Below are 19,784 nucleotides of genomic sequence, written 5' to 3' on the forward strand. Positions count from 1 at the left end.
ACCTAGCCGAGCGCCTGCTGGAGGTCCTCCAGCAGGTCGTCGGCGTTCTCGATGCCGACGGACAGCCGCACCAGGTCGCCGGGCACCTCCAGGAGCGAGCCGGCCGCGGAGGCGTGCGTCATCCGGCCGGGGTGCTCGATCAGCGACTCGACGCCGCCCAGGGACTCGCCCAGCGTGAACACCTTGGCGCGGTTGCAGACCTCGACGGCCGCCTCCTCGCCGCCCGCCACGCGGAAGGAGACCATGCCGCCGAACGACTTCATCTGCTTGGCGGCGACCTCGTGCCCGGGGTGCTCCGGCAGGCCCGGGTACAGGACGCTCGTCACGCGCGCGTGCCGGGTGAGCATGTCGGCGATCTTCGCGGCGTTCTCGCTGTGCCGGTCCATGCGCACGGAGAGGGTCTTGGTGCCGCGCAGCACCAGCCAGGAGTCGAAGGGGCCGGCGACCGCGCCCATCGCGTTCTGGTGGAAGGTCAGCTCCTCGCCCAGCTCCGGGTCGTTCGTGATCAGGGCGCCGCCGACGACGTCCGAGTGGCCGCCCATGTACTTCGTCAGCGAGTGCACGACGACGTCCGCGCCGAGCGAGAGCGGCTGCTGGAGGTAGGGCGTGGCGAAGGTGTTGTCGACGACGAGGCGCGCGCCCGCGTCCCGGGTGACCTGAGCGACGGCGGCGATGTCCGTGATGCCGAGGAGCGGGTTGGAGGGGGTCTCCACCCAGACGACCTTGGTCTTCGGGGTGATGGCGGCCCGTACGGCGGCCGGGTCGCTGGTGTCGGCCACCGACCACTCCACTCCCCAGCGCGCGACGACCTTGGCGAAGAGGCGGAACGTGCCGCCGTAGGCGTCGTTGGGGATGACCACGTGGTCGCTGGGGCTGAGCAGCGTACGCAGCAGGCAGTCCTCGGCCGCCAGCCCGGACGCGAACGCGAGACCGCGACGGCCGCCCTCCAGGGCGGCGAGGTTCTCCTCCAGCGCGGTCCTGGTCGGGTTGGCGCTGCGGCTGTACTCATAGCCGCCGCGCAGGCCCCCGACGCCGTCCTGCTTGTAGGTGGACACCTGGTAGATCGGCGGGACCACCGCGCCCGTCAGGGGGTCGGCGGTGTTGCCCGCATGGATCGCGAGCGTCTCGAAGTGCTGACTGATAGGCCTGTCGCTCATGGGCACCGAGGGTAATGCGCCGACGCGATGAGTGCCGGGGGAAGCGCCGGGGGCCGAGGCGGCACGGGCCCGGGGCCGGGGTTTCCACAGGGCGGCGGATGCGGCCCGGCCGGGTTTTCCACAGGTTCGGGGACCAGGTTGGCCAATTGTCGGCGCGGTCTGGTTCGCTTGTTGCATGGAGATTCTCTGGGTCCTGATCGCACTGGTCATGCTGGGCTTCGTGCTGCTTCCCTTCCTGCGGCGCAGGCGCGGGGCCGCGATCGGGCTGGTCTCGCCCGACCACCCGGACGCCGCGGACCCGGCGAACTACGGCTTCGTCCGCGAGGAGGAGCTGGACATCCGCATGCCCGGTCCCGACCAGGACCTGCTGGACGTCCTGGACGTGGTGCAGCGCACGCAGGACTACCGCGCCGCGCAGCAGCTCCTCGCCGGTACGGAGACGGAGGGCGAGCGCCGCTGGCAGCGCGTGCAGGCCTTCGCGGGTGCGGCGTCGCTGGAGCTGCAGCAGCGGCCCGGCGGGGTGAGCGAGGCGCCGGGCGGGCAGTGGCTGCGGGTGTGGCGGGCCGAGGCGCCCAAGGACGCGGGCGGGGCCGCGGTGCACGCCGAGTTCCTGGTGCAGCAGGCGTGGCGGACGGCCACGCCCGGCACGGACGAGTTCCGGATCATCATGGAGGAGGCGAAGGCGGCGTGCGGCGAGGCGGCGCTGCTGGCCCCCGGCGACCCGATCCCGTACATCGTGGAGCTGTCGGTGGCCCGTGGGCTGGGCTACTCCCAGAAGGACTTCGAGCAGCTCTGGCTGAAGATCCTGGACCGCGCCCCGGCCCACATGGGAGCGCACCTGGCCGCGCTGCACTACTGGTGCGAGAAGTGGCACGGCTCGCGTGCGCTGGCGTACGAGTTCGCGGAGGCCGCGGCGGCCCGCGCGCCCAAGGGCTCCCTGCTGGCGGCGATGCCCCTCTTCGCCGTGTTCGAGCACCTCCCCGAGGTGACCCTGGTCAGCAGCTTCTGGCAGACCGAGGTCGTCACGAAGGCGGTCCACGGCGCGCTGCACGCGGTGCACTCGGCCCGCCCCGACGACCCGATGCTGGCGCACGTGCGGCACATGCTGGTCTTCTTCCTGGTCCGCAGCGAGCGCTGGGCGGAGGCCATGAACCAGCTGGTGCACATCGACGGCCACGTCGGCGCCCTGCCCTGGACCCTCTCCACCGACCCGGCGGCTGAGTTCGCGGTGTACCGCGCCCTGGCGGTCGCAGGCTACGAGGCGAACGGCGGCAGCCCGGCGAGCCTCCCGCACTGAACCGCGAGCGGGGGCGAAGCCCCGGGGCGTGGGCCCGGACCACCCCCGGGCACGGCCCCCGGCCGGAATTCCCCCCGGCCCTCGCGCGTTGAACTGGGCGTCGCCCCCGCGTGGGTGTCGTGCCGATTGGAGACCGCATGTTCCTGCACAGCCGTACGCCCCAGCTGCCGACCCCCGAGCAGGCGCTGCCCGGCCGCCCGGAGCCGGCGTTCACGGTCCCCGACCGCCACACCGTCCTCGGCAACCCGCTGCTCGGCCCGTACCCCGAGGGCCTGGAGACCGCCGACTTCGGTCTGGGCTGCTTCTGGGGCGCCGAGCGCAAGTTCTGGCAGCTTCCGGCAGGGGTGTGGACGACCCTGGCCGGCTACCAGGGCGGTCACACGGAGAACCCCACGTACGAGGAGGTCTGCTCGGGCCTGACCGGCCACACGGAGGTCGTCCGCGTGGTCTACGACCCGAAGCAGATCTCGTACGAGCGCCTCCTGAAGACGTTCTGGGAGTCCCACGACCCCACACAGGGCTTCCGCCAGGGCAACGACGTGGGCACGCAGTACCGTTCGGCGATCTACACCCACACACCCGAGCAGGCGGCCACCGCCAAGTCCTCCCGCGACTCCTACCAGAAGGTCCTCACCGCGTCCGGCTACGGCGAGATCACCACGGAGATCGTCCCGGCAGAGGGCCGCCCGTTCTACCCGGCGGAGGGCTACCACCAGCAGTACCTGGACAAGAACCCGGCGGGTTACTGCGGCATCGGCGGTACGGGCGTGTCCTGCCCGATCGGCGTGGCGAAGGCCGAGGGGTGACGACCGGCGTCACCCCTGGACGAGACGCCCCGGGCCCGAGCGGATCGCACCGCGCCTCGACCGTAGCGAAGTGATCGGACGTGGCAATGGGAGTCGGTGGCAATAAAGTGCCTCCGTGACTGCGCCCTTGAGTTCCACGAAGACCCGTGACGCGCTCCGGATATCCGCCCGCGTCTCCGCAGAGTTGCTGCTGGTGCTTGTGATGCTTGCGGTGGCTCTGTGGCTGCTGGGGCGGATGTGGTCGGTGGTCTGGCCGCTCGTCGTCGGGTTGCTGCTGACCACCCTGACCTGGCCCGCGGCCCGCTTCCTGCGGCGGCGCGGGTGGCCGCCCGCACTCGCCGCGTCGGTGGTGACCGTGCTGTTCCTGCTGGTGGCCGCGGGTGTCGTGGCGCTGATCGCCGTGCCCGTGGCGTCCCAGTCCGGTCAGCTGACCGACGGCGTGGTCGAGGGCATCCAGAAGATGCGCGAGTGGGCCGCCGGGCCGCCGCTGAACATCGGCGACGCCCAGATCAACAAGGCTTTCGACACCGCGGTCTCCCGCGCTCAGGAGGGCGTCGGCAGCATGGTCGGCGCTGTCGTCACGGGGGTGAGCACCGTGGTGAACGGCCTGGTCACCGCCGTTCTCGCCCTCTTCCTGATGTTCTTCTTCCTCAAGGACGGCCCGCGGTTCCTGCCGTGGCTCTCCCGTCAGCTGCCCGGCCGGCTCGCCGCCGACGTCCCGACCGTGTTCGAGCGCGGCTGGAACACTCTGGGCGCCTTTGTGCGTTCCCAGGCGGCCGTCGGCCTGCTCGACGCCGTGCTGATCGGACTGGGCCTGTGGATCCTGGGCGTACCGCTGGTGCTCCCGCTGGCGGTGCTGACCTTCGTGTCCGCGTTCGTGCCGATCATCGGCGCCCTGTTCGCCGGTTTCGTCGCGGTCCTCATCGCGCTCGTCTCCAGCGGCCTGACGGACGCGCTGATCGTGCTGGCCATCATCGTCGTGGTGCAGCAACTGGAGGGCAATGTGTTCCAGCCCATGATCCAGAGCCGGGGGCTGGGCCTGCACGCGGCCGTGGTGCTGCTGGCGGTGACGCTGGGCGGCAGTCTGGCCGGGATCGTGGGCAGTCTGCTCGCCGTCCCCGTCGCCGCGCTGATCGCGGTGGTCTGGAACTACGTGCGCGAGCAGCTCGTCGATCCACCGCGGGAACCTGACGGCGCCGATGAACCTGACGGCACCGACGAGCCGGACAGCGCCGCCCCCGTCCCGTCGTAACGGTCCGGACGCACGAACCCACCTCGGACGCACGAACGCCCCCGGACCCACGAACCCGCCCCGGACGCGCGAACGGCCCCGTCCAGGTCGCGGGGCTCCCCTTCGCTTGCGAGCCTGCAAGCGAAGGGAGTGCCACCCCATGGTTCCTGTCACCGCGTCGCCCGTGCGTCTCGAGGCGTCCGTCGACGCCCGGTTGTCCCGATGGCTGTGGCTGGTGAAGTGGCTGCTCGCCATCCCCCACTACATCGTGCTGTTCTTCCTGTGGATCGCGTTCGTCGTCGTGAGCGTCGTCGCATTCTTCGCCATCCTGTTCACCGCCCGGTACCCCCGGTCCCTCTTCGACTTCAACGTCGGCGTGCTGCGGTGGAACTGGCGGGTCACCTACTACGCACACACCGCGCTCGGCACCGACCGGTACCCGCCGTTCACCCTCGCCGACGTGCCCGACTATCCGGCCCACTTCGACGTCGCCTACCCCGAGCAACTCTCGCGCGGACTCGTGCTGGTGAAGTGGTGGCTGCTGGCGATCCCGCAGTACATCGTCGTCGCGATGTTCGTCGGCGGCGGCTGGGGCTGGGACGACGGGGACGGCTGGCGCGGCACGGGGCTGATGCCGTTCCTCTCACTGGTGGCGGTGGTCGTCCTGCTGTTCACCGCCCGCTATCCGCGGCACCTCTTCGACTTCCTGCTCGGCCTCGCCCGCTGGTGTGCCCGGGTGACCGCGTACGCCGCCCTGATGACCGACCAGTACCCGCCGTTCCGCCTCGACATGGGCGGCCAGGAGTCACCTGACCGAGGGCCACTGATCAAGGGCCAGTGACCAGGGGCCCCGCAAACGGCCCTGACAAACGCCGCAATCCCCGGCGGAAGCGATTCCTCCCGCTCTACGCTCCTGCGCATGACGGTCAGACGAGCATTACAGATGATCATGGTCGTCGCCCTGGCCCTCGCGGGGGCGGTCCAGGGCGGAGTGAGCTCCGCGCAGGCCGAGGACGGCGCACGGCAGCTCCTCTTCTACAACCACGCCTACGGCGTCCTCGACCGGGAGACCGCCGACGCCATCGAGCACTCCGCCTATCTGCGGGACTTCGCGAACTTCCAGGTCCGCACCACGACCGGTGCCGGCGGGCAGACCTGGACCGGCCGCTATCTGATGGGCCGCGAGACCTACATCGAGCTGTTCGGGATCGGTGACGTCCCCGGCAAGGACGGCACCCTCGGCGCCGGCGGCATGGGCGTCTCGGCCGAGCGGGAGGGCGACCTGGCGACGGTGACCGCGCGGCTGCGCGAGCTGGGGATCAGCGACCCCGTCGAGTTCCGGCAGACCCGCGACTTCGGCGACGGCGTCCCGGTGCCCTGGTTCGACGCCGTCTTCACCACCGAGGAGTACGACCTCTTCGGCGCCTGGGGCATGGAGTACCGGCCGGAGTACTTCGCCGACCCCCGGAGCAAGACCGAGCCCGCCGCACACCCCGGTGACGTGGGCCGGGAGCGCTATCTGCCCGACGCCTACCGCGACCACCTGATGCGGGACGTGACCGGCATCCGGCTCGCGGTGACCGCCCGGGACCTCGCCAACACGCTGCCGCTGCTGAAGGCCGGAGGGTTCGCCGTCCGGTCCCTGCCCGGCGGGGGCGCCGTCGCGAAGGGCGGCGGCACCACGCTGCGGTTCGACGCCGTGCCGCTGGACCAGGTGGGACTGCGGCAGGTCGAGATGTCGCTGAACAGGCCGGTGTCGTACCGGCACGAGGAGCGGATCGGTCACTCCGCCCTCGTCGTCGGCCCGGGGTCCCGTGCCGTGTGGACCTTCGGCGAGCAGGACCGGCAGGACCGGCCGACGGCCCGCTGACACCCGGCCGGCAAGGATCAGCGCAGCTTCTCCGCCAGGAACTCCTCCCAGGTCCGCTTCCCTTCCTCCGCCCCCTCCAGCGTCAGGTTCGCCCCCGCCCGGTACGCCCGCCCCGCCTTCCCGGGGATGCGCACCGGCAGCATCGGGCGGCGCCGGCCGCTGCGGCGGAGGTAGGGGCGGGCCAGGGCGGCGAGATCGTAGAGGTGCGGGCCGGTCAGGTCCGGGACGAGGCCGGACGGGGCGCCGAGGGTCAGTTCCGCGAGGCGGGCGGCGACCTCCCGTGAGTCCACCGGCTGGAGCCGGAGGCCGCCGGGCACCGGGAGGACCGGCAGCTTCGCCATCTTCTCGACCATGGTCAGTGCCAGGTCGTGGAACTGGGCCGCGCGCAGGATCGTCCACGGGATGCCCGAGTCGGCGACGGCCCGTTCCGACTCCAGCTTCGTCCGCATCCAGGCCAGCGGTACCCGGTCCGCGCCGACGACCGAGATGTACACCAGGTGCCGTACGCCCGCTGCCGACGCGGCGCGAACCAGGGTGCGGGTCGCCTCGTCGTCGTCCTTCGGTCCGCCCGCCAGGTGCAGCACGGTCTCCACGCCGTCGACGGCGGCCTCGACGCCCTCGCCCTTCAGCAGGTCGCCGGTGACGTACTCGACACCGGCCGTGGCGGGGCGCGGGCGCCGGGTGAGGATCCGCACGTCGTGGCCGGAGGCGCGCAACAGCGGGACGACGTGACCGCCCAGCGTGCCCGTGCCACCAGTGACCAGGATGGGTGTCGTCATGACTGCTCCCCTGTCCGGAGCGCCCGGGCCTCGCCCGGGCGCCTCTCGTGTGCCTTCACCGCTATGACGGCGGCCGGCGGGGAGATGTGACGGGCGGAGCGCTCCGGGAGATCACCCGCCGCTGCCGTACGGCCGCGTGATGATCTCCAGGCGGTGGCCGTCGGGGTCGTCGAAGTACGCGCCGCGGCCGCCGTCGTTGTGGTTGATCTCGCCGGGACGGCTGTGGAACGGATCCGCCCAGTACGTCAGACCGGCCTGCTGGATCCGCGCGAAGATCTGGTCGAACTCGTCCTCCGAGACGAGGAAGGCGTAGTGCTGCGGCGTGATGGCGCCGGGGCTGTCCATGTAGTCGAGCGTCACGGCGTTGGGTATCTCGACCGGGAGGAACGGGCCGTAGGGCGGGCCCACGTCCAGCCCCAGGATGTCGGCGAGGAACCGGGCCGACACGCGCTTGTCGTGCGCGACGACGATGGTGTGGTTCAGCTGCACGGTCATGGCGGGCCTCCCCTCCCACTCCACGATACGGCGGTACCCGCTGAGGCTGCCCGGACGGCGCTGAGGGCCCCGGCACGCGGCCGGGGCCCTCACGGGGCGATACGGATCAGATCGTCGCCGTGTCGATCACGAACCGGTAGCGCACGTCGCTGGCGACCACCCGCTCGTACGCCTCGTTGATCTGGTCACCGCGGATCAGCTCGATCTCGGCACCGAGGCCGTGCTCGGCACAGAAGTCCAGCATCTCCTGGGTCTCCGCGATGCCGCCGATCATGGAACCGGCGAGGGACTTGCCGCCGCCGATCACCGAGAAGAGGTTCAGGGAGATGGGCTCCTCGGGGGCGCCGACGTTGGCCAGCGTGCCCTCGGTCTTCAGCAGCGACAGGTAGGCGCCGAAGTCCAGCGGGGCCGAGACGGTGGAGACGATCAGGTCGAAGGTGCCGGCCAGCTCCTCGAAGGTCTTCGGGTCGCTGGTGGCGTAGTAGTGGTCCGCGCCCAGCTTCAGGCCGTCCTCCTGCTTGCGCAGGGACTGCGACAGCACCGTCACCTCGGCGCCCAGCGCGTGCGCGATCTTCACGCCCATGTGGCCGAGGCCGCCCAGGCCGACGATCGCGACCTTCTTGCCGGGGCCGGCGCCGAAGCGCTTCAGCGGGGAGTAGAGGGTGATGCCGGCGCACAGCAGCGGCGCGGCGACGTCGAGGGAGAGGCCGTCGGGGATGCGGACGACGAAGTTCTCGTCGACGACGACCTTCTGCGAGTAGCCGCCGTAGGTGGGCTCGCCGTCCTTGCCGATGCCGTTGTACGTCGGGACGTTGCCCTTGACGCAGTACTGCTCGCGTCCGGCCTTGCAGTTCTCGCACTCGCGGCAGGAGTCGACCATGCAGCCGACGCCCACGCGGTCGCCGACGGCGAACTTCGTGACGCCCGAGCCGACCTCGGAGACGACACCGGCGATCTCGTGGCCGGGGACCATCGGGAAGATCGCCTCGCCCCAGCCCTCGCGGGCCTGGTGGATGTCCGAGTGGCAGATACCGGCGAACTTGATGTCGATCAGGACGTCGAACTCGCCGACCTCACGGCGCTCGATGGTGGTGCGCTCCAGCGGAGCCTTGGGCGCGGGGGCGGCGTACGCAGCAACAGTGGTCATGCCGGGGGTTCTCCTAGCAGGGTTCCGTGCCCGGCTGCCTTCTGGATCTTCTGACCGGGCACGATCACCACCGTGCCAAACCCGCGAGCGTCTACCCAGACCACGGTTTTGCGTACGCACAGCGTGCGTACCACTGGCGGGGTCAGGCTCGTGTGCGTACGACCGTGCAAACTGGGGGCATGGACGAACAGCCCGAACCGGTACAGGAGCCCGCACCGCAGACCGGCGGGGGCCTGGACCGGCGTGCCGAGCTCAGTGAGTTCCTGCGCACCCGGCGTGCCCGGCTGAAGCCGGAGGACGTGGGGCTGCCCGACTTCGGGCGGCGGCGGGTGCCGGGGCTGCGCCGTGAGGAGCTGGCGCAGCTGGCCGGGGTGTCCGTGGCGTACTACACACGCCTGGAGCAGGGCAACGGGCGCAACGTCTCCGCGGAGGTGCTGGACGCGATCGCGCGCGCCCTGCGGCTGACCGGCGCCGAGCACGCCCACCTGATGCACCTGGCGAAGCCGAAGCAGCACAAGAAGAAGCAGACGGCGCGGGCCCAGCAGGTGCGGCCGGCGTTGCGGCATCTGCTGGACTCGATCGACACCGTCCCGGCGTACGTCGTCGGGCGCCGCTCGGACATCCTGGCCTGGAACCGGATGGCCGCGGCCCTCTTCGGCGACTGGGCGGAGCTGCCGGCGCCGGAGCGGAACTGGGCGCGGCTGGTGTTCCTCAGGCCCGACTACCGCGAGCTGTTCGTCGAGTGGGACCAGAAGGCGTCCGACATCGTCGGTTATCTGCGCATGGACGCGGGCTGCCATCCGGACGACCCGAAGCTGTCCGCCCTGGTGGGCGAGCTCTCCGTGAAGAGCGAGGAGTTCCGCCGGCTGTGGGCCGCGCACGACGTCAAGGAGAAGAGCTACGGCGTGAAGCGGATGCGCCACCCGCTGGTCGGCGACCTGACCCTGTCCTTCGAGACGTTCCGCCTGGTCGACGACGCCGAGCAGTCCCTGATCACGTTCCACGCGGAACCGGGCTCCCCGTCGGCGGAGGCGCTGCGGCTGCTGGCGAGCTGGGGCGCGGACGCGACCCGGGCGGGGAGCGGTACACCGGCCCGGTGAACGGGAACGGCCCGCCGGAAACCGAGGCTTCCGACGGGCCGCTCACCGACGAGTCCTACAGCTCACCCTGCGGCGCAGGGCGGCGTCTCACTTGCCGTAGTACGCGTTGTAGATCGAGATCGTCGACTTGTTGCCCTTCTTGTCGGCGATCTTGGCGTGGAAGGAGATGGCCTTCCCCTTCGCCGGGTTCTTGAAGCTGACCTTGCCCTTCTTGACGGTGAGCTTCTTCCAGGTCTTGCCGTAGTCGTACGACACGTACACCGACAGCGACTTCAGGTTGCTGCCCTTGGCCGCGCCCTCGACGGTGACCGGGACACTGACCGTCTTGCCGGCCGGGACCTTGCTGTCCAGACCCGTGACCGCGTTGAAGCGGACCGTGGAGGCGGGCAGCTGCTTGATGCCCGAGGTCTTCTTCGAGCGGAACGTCCAGCTCGCGTCGATGCGGGTGGAGGCCGCCGCGACCTTGACGCTGCGCTTGACCGACGTCGTCAGCTTGTACTCGGCGTCACCGGCCGGGACCTTGAACTGCTTCTCGCCGAACAGCGGGTCGTCGTTGCTGCCGACCTTCTTGCCGTTGCGGTACAGCGTCGTGTCGACCGCGGAGAAGGTCGAGTAGCCCGCGTTGCCCTTGCCGTCCGCGAACAGCGGCAGGGAGCCGTAGATCTGGTTGTCCTCGCGGAAGAGGCCGAAGTCGGCGTTGAGACGCGGTCCGAAGACGGCCGTGTTGACGGTCTTCGAGTAGGTCTTGCCGGCGGCGAACTTGTGCGTGCCCATCGCGTAGCCGGCCTCGTCGATCGGGAAGCCGTCCTCGTCGACACCGCCGGACTGGGCGAACTCGAGCTGCCACTTCACATCGCCCACGGTGGACAGGTGCAGCGTCCGCGTGCTGGGCAGGGACTGCTGGATGCCGATCGAGGAGGCGCTGTTGCTCCACGGCAGCCAGCCGACGGCGCTGATGGCGCCCTTCTTGCCCTTCGCCGCGGCGCCGAGGCCCGCCTTCACCGTGGCGAGCTCGCTCGCCTTGTAGTGCTTGGTGTAGCCGGTGGCGAGCTGCTTGACCTTGCCGCCGCCGGTGACGTCGTACTGCTCCTTGTCACCCTTGGTCCAGTGGCCGTCCCACTGCTGGGTCACGGAACCGTCGGTGATCTGCGGGCCGACGTGCGCGGTGCGGATGTCGGCGTAGGAGTCGAGGAACCAGCCGAAGCCGTAGCTGGAGTCCTTCGTCTCCACCGTGTAGTCGGGCGAGGCGAACTCCGACTTGGCGGCCTTGTCCGGCACGGTGATGTCCACCGGCTTGGCCTTGCGGGCGTCCAGCGTGACCGTCGTGTTCTTGGTGACGTCCAGCTTGGGCTGGGCGAGCCAGTCGGCGCCCTGGAACTTCTCGGGGTCGTCGCCCACGAAGATGTTGGTGTTGAGGATGAAACCACCCTTGGGCACCCGGGTGGTGACGGTGCCGTCCGCGTCGTACGGCGCGTAGAACTTGCCCTTGCCGAGGCCGGAGACGGCGGCCAGGTCGGCGCTGTAGTTCTTGGCGGGCTTGCCGTCACGGTCGAGGAACTTCAGCGTGACGTCGTACGACTCGACCTCGCGCTGCACCGCGGCGGCCGTGCGGACCGTCTGGCCGCCGCCCGTCGCCGTCACGTACGACGAGTAGGCGCCGTCGAGCGTGCCGCCCAGCTTGGTGTTCACCGTGAACGGGACGGAGGCCTTACCGCCGGCCGGGACGGTCACCGAGGTGGCGCCGAGCTTGAAGAAGCCGGCCGGAGCGGCCTTGCCCTTCGGGTCGGTGGCGGTCGACGCCAGCTTCAGCGTGACGTCCTTCGTACCGAGGTTGCGGTACGTCAGTTCTTTGGTGACCGGCTTGTCGTCGGTGTGCGGCCACTGCTGGACGCCGAAGCTCACCGAGGACGGGTTGGCGATCACGGACTGCTTGATGGCCTGGTCGACCTGGATGCGGCCCGAACCCTGCTGGAACGGCGTGTACTTGCCGCCCTTCGTGGAGCCGGTGAGGGCGCCCTTCAGCTCGGCGTACTTCCACTCCGGGTGCTGCTGCTTCAGCAGCGCCGCGGCGCCCGCGACGTGCGGGGTCGCCATCGACGTACCGGAGATCGTCATGTAGCCGGCCGGCTTCTCGCCGACCTCGGCGGCTATCTGGTTGCCGGGGGCGGAGGCCGCGGTGATGTCCACGCCGGGCGCGGTCACGTCGGGCTTGAGGGCGCCGTCCATGCCGGGGCCGCGGCTGGAGAAGTCGGCCAGCACGTCCTTGTCGTCGACCGCGCCGACGGTCAGGGCCGCCTCGGCGCTGCCCGGGGAGCCGATGGTCTGCTCGCCGAAGTCGCCCTCGTTGCCGGCCGCGATGGCGAACAGGATGCCCTTCTCCTCGGACAGCTTGTTCACCGCCGCTTCCAGCGGGTCGATCGCGGGCGTGTCGCCGCCGCCCAGGCTCATGTTGACGACGTCGGCGCCCTCCGCGGCGGCCCACTCGATGCCGGCGAGGACCTCGGAGTCGCTGCCGAATCCGCCGTCGTCGAGCACCTTGCCGTTGATGATCTTCGCGCCGGGCGCGACACCCTTGTACTTGCCGCCGGACTTCGCGCCGGTACCGGCCGCGATGGAGGCGACGTGCGTGCCATGGCCGACCTTGTCGGTGGTGTCGGGCGAGGTGGTGAAGTTCTTGGCGCCGATCACCTGCCCCTTGAGGTCGGGGTGGGTGGCGTCGACACCGGTGTCCAGGACGGCGATCTTCACGCCCTTGCCGTCGTAGCCGGCGGCCCACGCCTTGGGGGCGCCGATCTGCGGGACGGACTTGTCGAGGCTGGCCTTGCGGACGCCGTCGAGCCAGACGTGCGCGATACCGGAGGCGGTCTTGTCGCCGTTGGTGACCGCGTCCCACAGCTCGGGCGCGTCCTCCTGCGGCGTCTGAACAGCGTCCGCGTTCACGGTCTTCAGAGCGTGGCTCAGCCGGCCGGCGTCGCGGACGTCGGCCTTGGTGGCCGCGGCGCTGCCCTGGTAGCCGACGATGACCTTCAGGCCCTTCTTCTGGGCCTTGCGGGTCGCGGACTTGTTGAGCTCGGTGACGTCGAAGAGCCGCTGGTCGAGCTTGCCGGTGGCGACCAGGCGTGCCGCGTCGGCCGGGATCACGAGCGTGTGGCCGTCGAGCTTGCGGACCTGGAAGGGAATGTCCTCGCGTCCCTTGGCCCGCTCCAGACCGATGACCCGGCCCTTGGCGTCCAGGACGACCCGGTCGCCGGTGATCAGTGTGATGCGGTGCTTGGCGGTGACCGACGCCTGCTTCGCGGCTGCGGTCGTCTGCTCGCCGTTCGCCGACGCCGGGCTGGTCATACCCGCCGCCAGGGCCACGGCTGCTGCTGTGGCGACCGTGGCCGCGCACGCCCTTTTCACTTGTCTGCGCAAGTTTCCCCCTTGCAGAAGTACCGGGCGAATTCCCCGTTCACCCGGCCGGGGGTGGTCTCGTACGCATGGACGTACACCCCCCGGAATACGCAGTATGCCGACGGGTGATCAGGCACTCAATAGTTGAGAGAGAGGTAAGAAATCCGTGGGCCGGCTGTTACACGGCTGCCGGAACTCCGTTACAGGGTAGGACCATTGCGCACGCGTGTTCTCCTTGACACCAGAGCCGCGGAGAAACGGAAGCCGCCGCTCGCCCCCCAAATCGGGGCAGAGCGGCGGCTCTTGAGTGCAGCTACGGCGCCGTCAGACCGCCGAACCGGCCTTCCAGTCGGCCCAGTTCATGTTCCAGCCGTTGAGGCCGTTGTCCGGCGCGACGGTCTTGTCGCCGGTGTTCTCGACGACCACCACGTCACCGATCATCGAGTTGTTGTAGAACCACGCGCCCGGGGTGTTCGGGTCGTTCGCGCCCTTCGCGTCCTGGAGACCGACGCAGCCGTGGCTCGTGTTCACGTTGCCGAAGATGGACTTCGCGCCCCAGTAGTTGCCGTGGATGAACGTGCCCGAGCTGGACAGGCGGATGGCGTGCGGCACGTCCTTGATGTCGTACTCGCCCTTGCCGTCGTCGTCCGTGAAGCCCACGGTCGCGCCGTTCATGCGCGTCTCCTTGAACTTCTCGGACATCACCATGATGCCCTCGTAGGTCTTGTTCGCCGGCGAGCCGGCGGAGATCGGGATCGTCCGGACGACCTTGCCGTCCTGGGTGATCTTCATCTGCTTCGTCTTCGCGTCGACGTACGAGACCTGGTTGCGGCCGATCTTGAAGGTGACCGTCTTCTGCTGGACACCGTAGACGCCCTCGGCACCCTGGACACCGTCGAGCGCGAGCTTCAGCGTGACGGTGGAGCCTTCCTTCCAGTAGTCCTCGGGACGGCAGTCCATGCGGTTGGCGTTGAACCAGTGACAGGCGACCTCCTGGCCGCTGGTCGTGCTGACCTTGATGCCCTTCTGGACGGCGGCCTTGTTGGTGATCGCCTTGTCGAAGTTGATCGAGACCGGCATGCCGACGCCCACGGTGGTGCCGTCGTCCGGAGTGAAGGTGCCGATGAAGCTGTTGGCCGGGGAGACCGTGGTGAACGAGGCGTTCTCGTGGGCGACACGACCGTCGGAGTCCTTCGCCTCCGCCGCCAGCTTGTAGGTGGTGGAGCGCTCCAGCTGCGTGCTGGGCTTCCAGCTGGTCTTGTCGGCGGATATCTGGCCGCTGACCTCCGTGCCGTCGGACGTCGTCATCTTGACGCTCGTGAGCGTGCCCTTGCTCACGGTGACGGCGGCGGAGTTGTTGATGGAGGCGTTGTCGGAGCCGTCCTCGGGCGTGATCTTGATCTGGGCCTTGGAGGCCTTCTTGGCCGCGGCCTCGTCGACCTTCGACTGGGAGCTGCCGCCGTCGCTCCCGGAGGCGCTGTCATCGCCGCCGGAACAGGCCGAGAGCACCAGCACTCCGCCGAGCAGTGCGGACGCGACCGTCAGGCCCTTGCGCCGCTTACTGACCGTCATCACACGCTTCTCCATCGTTGCCGATTTCCCCAAAACCCCGAGTGTCCCCGTCAAAAGTCCAAGTGCCCCCGTCAGGACTCGTGAGTCCTCGCCCGGAACTTTCAACGCTACGACTGGTTCGTCCGGTTCCCCATGTCGCGCACGTGTGGGGATCACCACGCCCGCGCCGGTCCACGGCGCACGGGCGCGGACGGTGCGGCTCAGGGCGGTGCGCCGCCTGAGACGCAGAGACCCCGGACGACGGTTGCCGCCCGGGGTCACTGTTTTCTCAAGTGCCTCAGCTGTCACTGTCGTCGTCTACATCATCCTCGTCGAGGTCCCAGTCCGGCGAATCGGGGTCGTAGTCGATCCGCTCGCTGCTCCAGGAGGCCTGCTGGAGTTCCACCCCCGGCACCTGGCTGACCAGGTCGAACGGGTCCACGAGGTATGCGAGGGCCTCGGCAGTGTCTTCCGTCACAGCGGCCTCGCCGTGGGCCCGTTCCGCCGTCGGCATCTCACCGTCGTCGGCGATCCGGCGCAGCGCGGCTTTGGTGATCGCGTCCGCGTCCTCGACTTCAAGAACGAGTTCCACCCGAAGCCGGACAAAACGTGATTTCTCTGGAGTGCTCATGGCGCGAGCGTACGTCCAGGGCCTCCCGTGACTTTCCCGTGACCCGCGACTTTCACTAACATCGCCCCACACGGCCAATTCGCCAGCGCCACAAGGGGATCGATATTCCGTGTCATCCGCTCGCCGTCCGTTGCTGACCGCCACCGCCGCGGCGACCCTGCTGGGCGCCCTGTGGTTCGTCCCGTCCGCCAACGCGACGTCAGACTCGCCGGTGAGAGACGCGGTCGCGGCGAGCCCGTCGCCGCAGGTCACGGAGCAGGCGCGGATCGCGGCCACGACCGCGGGCGACTCCGTCACCGGCACCCGCCTCGCCGACACGGGCAGCTTCGACAGCACGCCGTACGTCATCGGCGGCACGTTCTTCCTCACGCTGGGCGCGGGCTTCGTCGCGTACTCGGTCCGCCGGGAACGGCTCGGCTTCTGAGATTCACGCGCCCGGGACCCCCGCCGCACGGCGGGGCCCCGGGCGGCCCTCTCCTGCCTACTGGAGCGGACCGGTGACCGTCTCCACCGCGGCCAGCAGCCGCCCGTCGCGCACGAACGCGTCCGCCGCGGCCAGGTCGGGCGCCAGGAACCGGTCCGGGCCCGGACCCTGAACCCCTGCTTCCCGCAGGGCGTCGATGACCGCCCGCGTCGCGGGCGCCGGGGTCAGCCCCTCGCGCAGTTCGATCGCGCGCGTGGCGGCGTACAGCTCGACGGCCAGGACCCGGGTGAGGTTGTCGACGGCCGTGCGCAGCTTGCGCGCGGCCGACCAGCCCATCGAGACATGGTCCTCCTGCATGGCGGAGGACGGGATCGAGTCGGCGGACGCCGGTACGGCGAGCCGCTTCAGCTCGCTCACCAGCGCGGCCTGGGTGTACTGGGCGATCATCAGGCCCGAGTCCACGCCGGCGTCGTCGGCGAGGAAGGGCGGCAGGCCGTGGCTGCGGTTCTTGTCGAGCAGCCGGTCGGTGCGCCGCTCGGCGATGGAGCCGAGGTCGGCGACGGCGACGGCGAGGAAGTCCAGGACGTAGGCGACCGGCGCGCCATGGAAGTTGCCGTTGGACTCCACACGCCCGTCGGGCAGCACCACCGGGTTGTCCACCGCGGAGGCCAGCTCACGGTCGGCGACCAGCCGGGCGTGGGCCATGGTGTCCCGCCCGGCCCCGGCGACCTGCGGGGCGCAGCGCACCGAGTAAGCGTCCTGGACGCGGGGCGCGTCGTCCTGGTGATGCCCGGTCAGGCCCGAACCCTTCAGCACGGCCAGCATGTTGGCGGCACTGGCGGCCTGCCCCGGGTGCGGCCGGATGGCGTGCAGCTCGGGCGCGAGGACCTTGTCGGTGCCGAGCAGGGCCTCCAGCGACAGCGCGGCGGTGACGTCGGCGGACCGGTAGAGCATGTCCAGGTCGGCCAGGGCCATGACCAGCATGCCGAGCATGCCGTCGGTGCCGTTGAGGAGGGCGAGACCTTCCTTCTCACGCAGTTCGACCGGCTGGATGCCGTGCGCCGCCAGCAGTTCGGCGGCCGGGCGTACGACACCGTCGGGGCCCTCGGCGTCGCCCTCGCCCATGAGCGCGAGCGCGCAGTGGGACAGCGGGGCGAGGTCGCCGGAGCAGCCGAGGGAGCCGTACTCGTGCACGACCGGGGTGATACCGGCGTTGAGCAGGTCGGCCATGGTCTGCGCGACCTCGGGCCGTACGCCGGTGTGCCCGGAACAGACGGTCTTCAGCCGCAGGAACATCAGGGCCCGTACGACGTCCCGCTCCACCCTCGGCCCCATGCCGGCGGCGTGCGAGCGGACGATGTTGCGCTGGAGCTGTGCGCGCAGCTCAGGGCTGATGTGCCGGGTCGCCAGGGCACCGAAGCCGGTGCTCACGCCGTACACGGGGTCGGGCTTGGCCGCCAGCGCGTCCACGATCTCGCGGGCCGCGGCGAGGGCGGCCAGCGCCTCCTCGGAGAGCTGGACGCGGGCGCCGCCGCGCGCCACGGCGAGCACGTCGGACGCGGTCACCCCGGACGTCCCCACCACCACAGTGTGCATATCCATATTCAGGAGCGTACGCAGTGAATTCGATGATGTCACCACTGGGGACCCGGTTCACCCCTTACCGATACGTCACACGCGGGCCGTCCCTAGGGTGCGTGCCGCCCCCGGAAGCGCCGGCGCTCGCCGTCGGTCTCCCGGGACGGTTCGTCCGCGAGCCGCACGACGGGGTCGTCGGGCCCGGCCCGCCCGGCGACGACCGGCCGCGTGGCCTGCTCGGCCTTCGCCCGGTACTGGGCCGCGTCGGCGAGCCGGAACAGCCGCCGGGCGGAGCGCACCGGCCCGATCGGATCCTCGGTGGACGCGACCCCGCAGGCCACGCCGTCCCCGAGCTCCAACTCCGCTGCCCGGCGGCACAGTTCACCGGCCGCCTTCACGACCTGGTCGGCGGGCGGCCCGACCGCGAGCAGACAGAACTCGTCCCCGCCGAGCCGTGCCGCCAGGGCCCCCGGCAGCATGGCCCCGCACAGCGACAGCACCGAGCCGAAACGCTCCAGGAGCCGGTCGCCGGCGGCGTGCCCGTGGGTGTCGTTGACGCGCTTGAGCCCGTTCAGATCGCAGACGACGAGGCTGACGACGGCTCCGTCCCTGCGGTGCCGCTCGATCGCCTGCTCCAGGTGTACGTCGACGGCACGGCGGTTGGCCAGTCCCGTCAGCGCGTCGGTGAACGCGAGGCGCCGGGCCTCCTCCAGCCGCTCGGTCTGGGCGATGCCGGCGGCGACGACGGCGGCCAGGACGGTGGCGAAGTCGGCGTCGGCCCGCTCGAAGACGGGCTCCCCGGCCGGCCGGGCGACGTACAGCTCGCCCCAGGCCCTGCCGTGCAGCACGATGGGCGCGACCACGCAGCAGCCGCGGCCCCGGCGGCGCAGGGCGGCGACGCGCTGGTGGCAGTACCCGGGACGCCGCCCGGCGGCAGGCCCCTCGGCGGTCTCCACCCAGGCGTCCGGCTCCCCGCCACCGGCCCACTGCTCGTGCAGGAACTCGGTGATCTCCGCGAACTGGTGCACCGGGTAGGACTCGTCCTCCGGGAACTCCTCTTCCCCCTCGGCCAGCTCACCGACGTTCACGAGGACCTTCAGCCGCCCGAGCTCCCGCTCCCACACCGACAGCGCGGCAAAGCTCCCGCCCAGCGCCCGGCACGCCCCGACGGCCGCCGCACGCCACGCCTCATGCAACCCGTGCGCGGCCGCCATCCCCTGAGCCAACGCGACGACAGCCACGAGCCGTCTGTCCTCACCCATCACCCCAGGCTAGGCAGTTTCCAGCCATTTGGTTCGGTTGACGGCGCGAACGGGGAGAACCGGACGCCCCACGGCCGGCCCAGCGACCTCAGCTCACTCGCCCGGCCACTGAGGCCTGCGCTTCTCATTGAACGCAGCGACCCCTTCCGCCCGGTCCCCCGAAAACGCCACAGACCGCCAGGCCGCGTCCTCCACCTCGAGGCCGGCCCGTAGATCCAGCCCCTGCCCCAACCGCAACGCCCGCTTCGCCGCCCGCAACCCCACAGGCGAATTCCCGGCGATCCGAGCGGCCAGCTCCAAGGCCGACTCCCGGTCCCGCCCCTCCTCCACCACCTGATCGACCAGCCCCAACTCCCCCGCCTCAGCGGCCTCCACCCGCCGCGCCGAGAAGATCAGCTCAGCCGCCCGCGCCGCCCCCACCCGCCGCGGCAGCAACTGCGTCCCCCCGCCTCCGGGAATCACCCCCACCGACACCTCCGGCAGCCCCACCACCGCGGTCCGGTCCGCCACGATCACGTCACACGCCAGCGCCAGCTCGAACCCGCCCCCCAAGGCGAACCCGTGCACCGCCGCCACCGTCGGCACCGGCAGCTCCAGCACCCCGGTGTACGCGCCCCGCGCCACCGGCCGCTGCCGCACCAGCTCCGCGTCACTGAAGGAGTTCCGCTCCTTCAGATCGGCCCCGACACAGAACGCTCGCTCATGCGACGAGGTCAGTACGACCACCCGTACGTCCCGGTCCTCCCCCAGCGCCGCACAGGCCCCGGCGAGGGACCGCGCCATCTCCGTCGACACCGCGTTCATGGCCTTGGGCCGGTCGAGGACGAGCTCCGCGACATGTCCCTGCTCATGCCGCCGCACCAGCACGAACTCCCCGAACCGTTCCTCACTCATGACACCCTCCGGTTAACGCGGGTTAACAACATCACCGCTCCGATCATCGCAGCCCCACCCCACCCGCGAAAGAGCGGACGCGTCCGGTTCCCGCACCACGACCCCGCCCACCCGTTCGAGTGACATCAGCCCAACTCCGGTCCGATCGCCCATGGGAGCGCATAGCGTG

17 protein-coding genes are annotated in these 19,784 nt (G+C 70.6%); 7 read left to right on the forward strand and 10 right to left on the reverse strand.

Annotated features, from left to right (window positions below; translation table 11 throughout):
- Positions 1-2 precede the first annotated feature (2 nt).
- Entirely contained in the window at positions 3-1,157 is a 1,155-nt protein-coding gene (locus MQE23_RS16640) for a cystathionine gamma-synthase (RefSeq protein WP_243379495.1), read from the reverse strand.
- A gap of 175 nt (positions 1,158-1,332) precedes the next feature.
- On the opposite strand from MQE23_RS16640, the gene MQE23_RS16645 reads away from it, so the two are divergent.
- From MQE23_RS16645 to MQE23_RS16665, 5 genes are all read left to right on the forward strand, one after another.
- On the forward strand, positions 1,333-2,454 hold the full coding sequence (locus tag MQE23_RS16645) for a hypothetical protein (RefSeq protein WP_020277036.1): 1,122 nt from the start codon (positions 1,333-1,335) through the stop codon (positions 2,452-2,454).
- A 137-nt stretch (positions 2,455-2,591) separates the two neighbouring features.
- Positions 2,592-3,260: a peptide-methionine (S)-S-oxide reductase MsrA gene (gene msrA, locus MQE23_RS16650; RefSeq protein WP_243379496.1), complete on the forward strand. Its 669-nt coding sequence runs from the start codon at positions 2,592-2,594 to the stop codon at positions 3,258-3,260.
- Positions 3,261-3,375: 115 nt separating this feature from the next.
- The gene (locus MQE23_RS16655; RefSeq protein ID WP_243379497.1) at positions 3,376-4,512 is read left to right on the forward strand and encodes an AI-2E family transporter; all 1,137 of its coding nucleotides are present in this window, start codon (positions 3,376-3,378) and stop codon (positions 4,510-4,512) included.
- Positions 4,513-4,651: 139 nt separating this feature from the next.
- Complete coding sequence (locus MQE23_RS16660) at positions 4,652-5,332, forward strand: DUF4389 domain-containing protein (RefSeq protein WP_037673659.1); 681 nt, start codon at positions 4,652-4,654, stop codon at positions 5,330-5,332.
- A 102-nt stretch (positions 5,333-5,434) separates the two neighbouring features.
- The gene (locus tag MQE23_RS16665; RefSeq protein ID WP_020277032.1) at positions 5,435-6,361 is read left to right on the forward strand and encodes a DUF5829 family protein; all 927 of its coding nucleotides are present in this window, start codon (positions 5,435-5,437) and stop codon (positions 6,359-6,361) included.
- A 17-nt stretch (positions 6,362-6,378) separates the two neighbouring features.
- Here MQE23_RS16665 and MQE23_RS16670 read toward each other — a convergent pair whose 3' ends face one another.
- The 3 genes from MQE23_RS16670 to MQE23_RS16680 all read right to left on the reverse strand — a co-directional run bounded on the left by MQE23_RS16670 (position 6,379) and on the right by MQE23_RS16680 (position 8,782).
- Entirely contained in the window at positions 6,379-7,140 is a 762-nt protein-coding gene (locus MQE23_RS16670) for an NAD(P)H-binding protein (RefSeq protein WP_243379498.1), read from the reverse strand.
- Positions 7,141-7,251: 111 nt separating this feature from the next.
- On the reverse strand, positions 7,252-7,635 hold the full coding sequence (locus tag MQE23_RS16675) for a VOC family protein (RefSeq protein ID WP_020277030.1): 384 nt from the start codon (positions 7,633-7,635) through the stop codon (positions 7,252-7,254).
- A gap of 106 nt (positions 7,636-7,741) precedes the next feature.
- Positions 7,742-8,782, reverse strand: coding sequence for an NAD(P)-dependent alcohol dehydrogenase (locus tag MQE23_RS16680; RefSeq protein ID WP_020277029.1), 1,041 nt, complete (start codon positions 8,780-8,782; stop codon positions 7,742-7,744).
- Between the two features lie 179 nt (positions 8,783-8,961).
- Here MQE23_RS16680 and MQE23_RS16685 point away from each other — a divergent pair, with 179 nt between their 5' ends.
- The gene (locus MQE23_RS16685; RefSeq protein WP_020277028.1) at positions 8,962-9,882 is read left to right on the forward strand and encodes a helix-turn-helix transcriptional regulator; all 921 of its coding nucleotides are present in this window, start codon (positions 8,962-8,964) and stop codon (positions 9,880-9,882) included.
- Positions 9,883-9,969: 87 nt separating this feature from the next.
- Here MQE23_RS16685 and MQE23_RS16690 read toward each other — a convergent pair whose 3' ends face one another.
- The 3 genes from MQE23_RS16690 to MQE23_RS16700 all read right to left on the reverse strand — a co-directional run bounded on the left by MQE23_RS16690 (position 9,970) and on the right by MQE23_RS16700 (position 15,457).
- Entirely contained in the window at positions 9,970-13,284 is a 3,315-nt protein-coding gene (locus tag MQE23_RS16690; protein WP_037673655.1) for a S8 family peptidase, read from the reverse strand.
- A 315-nt stretch (positions 13,285-13,599) separates the two neighbouring features.
- Positions 13,600-14,847 (reverse strand): Ig-like domain-containing protein, encoded by a 1,248-nt coding sequence (locus MQE23_RS16695; protein ID WP_037673663.1) that lies wholly within the window; start codon positions 14,845-14,847, stop codon positions 13,600-13,602.
- A 277-nt stretch (positions 14,848-15,124) separates the two neighbouring features.
- On the reverse strand, positions 15,125-15,457 hold the full coding sequence (locus MQE23_RS16700; RefSeq protein WP_243379499.1) for a hypothetical protein: 333 nt from the start codon (positions 15,455-15,457) through the stop codon (positions 15,125-15,127).
- A gap of 109 nt (positions 15,458-15,566) precedes the next feature.
- On the opposite strand from MQE23_RS16700, the gene MQE23_RS16705 reads away from it, so the two are divergent.
- A complete protein-coding gene (locus MQE23_RS16705; protein WP_243379500.1) occupies positions 15,567-15,881 on the forward strand; it encodes a hypothetical protein in 315 nt (104 codons plus the stop codon).
- 57 nt (positions 15,882-15,938) lie between these two features.
- On the opposite strand, the gene hutH is transcribed toward MQE23_RS16705, so the two are convergent.
- From hutH to MQE23_RS16720, 3 genes are all read right to left on the reverse strand, one after another.
- Positions 15,939-17,477 carry a histidine ammonia-lyase gene (gene hutH / locus MQE23_RS16710; protein ID WP_037673652.1) on the reverse strand — a complete coding sequence of 513 codons (1,539 nt, stop codon included), beginning with the start codon at positions 17,475-17,477 and terminating at the stop codon, positions 15,939-15,941.
- A 92-nt stretch (positions 17,478-17,569) separates the two neighbouring features.
- Positions 17,570-18,721, reverse strand: coding sequence for a GGDEF domain-containing protein (locus MQE23_RS16715; RefSeq protein ID WP_243379501.1), 1,152 nt, complete (start codon positions 18,719-18,721; stop codon positions 17,570-17,572).
- Between the two features lie 93 nt (positions 18,722-18,814).
- Positions 18,815-19,615: an enoyl-CoA hydratase-related protein gene (locus MQE23_RS16720; RefSeq protein WP_020274356.1), complete on the reverse strand. Its 801-nt coding sequence runs from the start codon at positions 19,613-19,615 to the stop codon at positions 18,815-18,817.
- Between the last annotated feature and the right edge of the window lie 169 nt (positions 19,616-19,784).

Source organism: Streptomyces sp. HP-A2021 (assembly GCF_022807935.1).
Lineage (GTDB): Bacteria > Actinomycetota > Actinomycetes > Streptomycetales > Streptomycetaceae > Streptomyces > Streptomyces afghaniensis.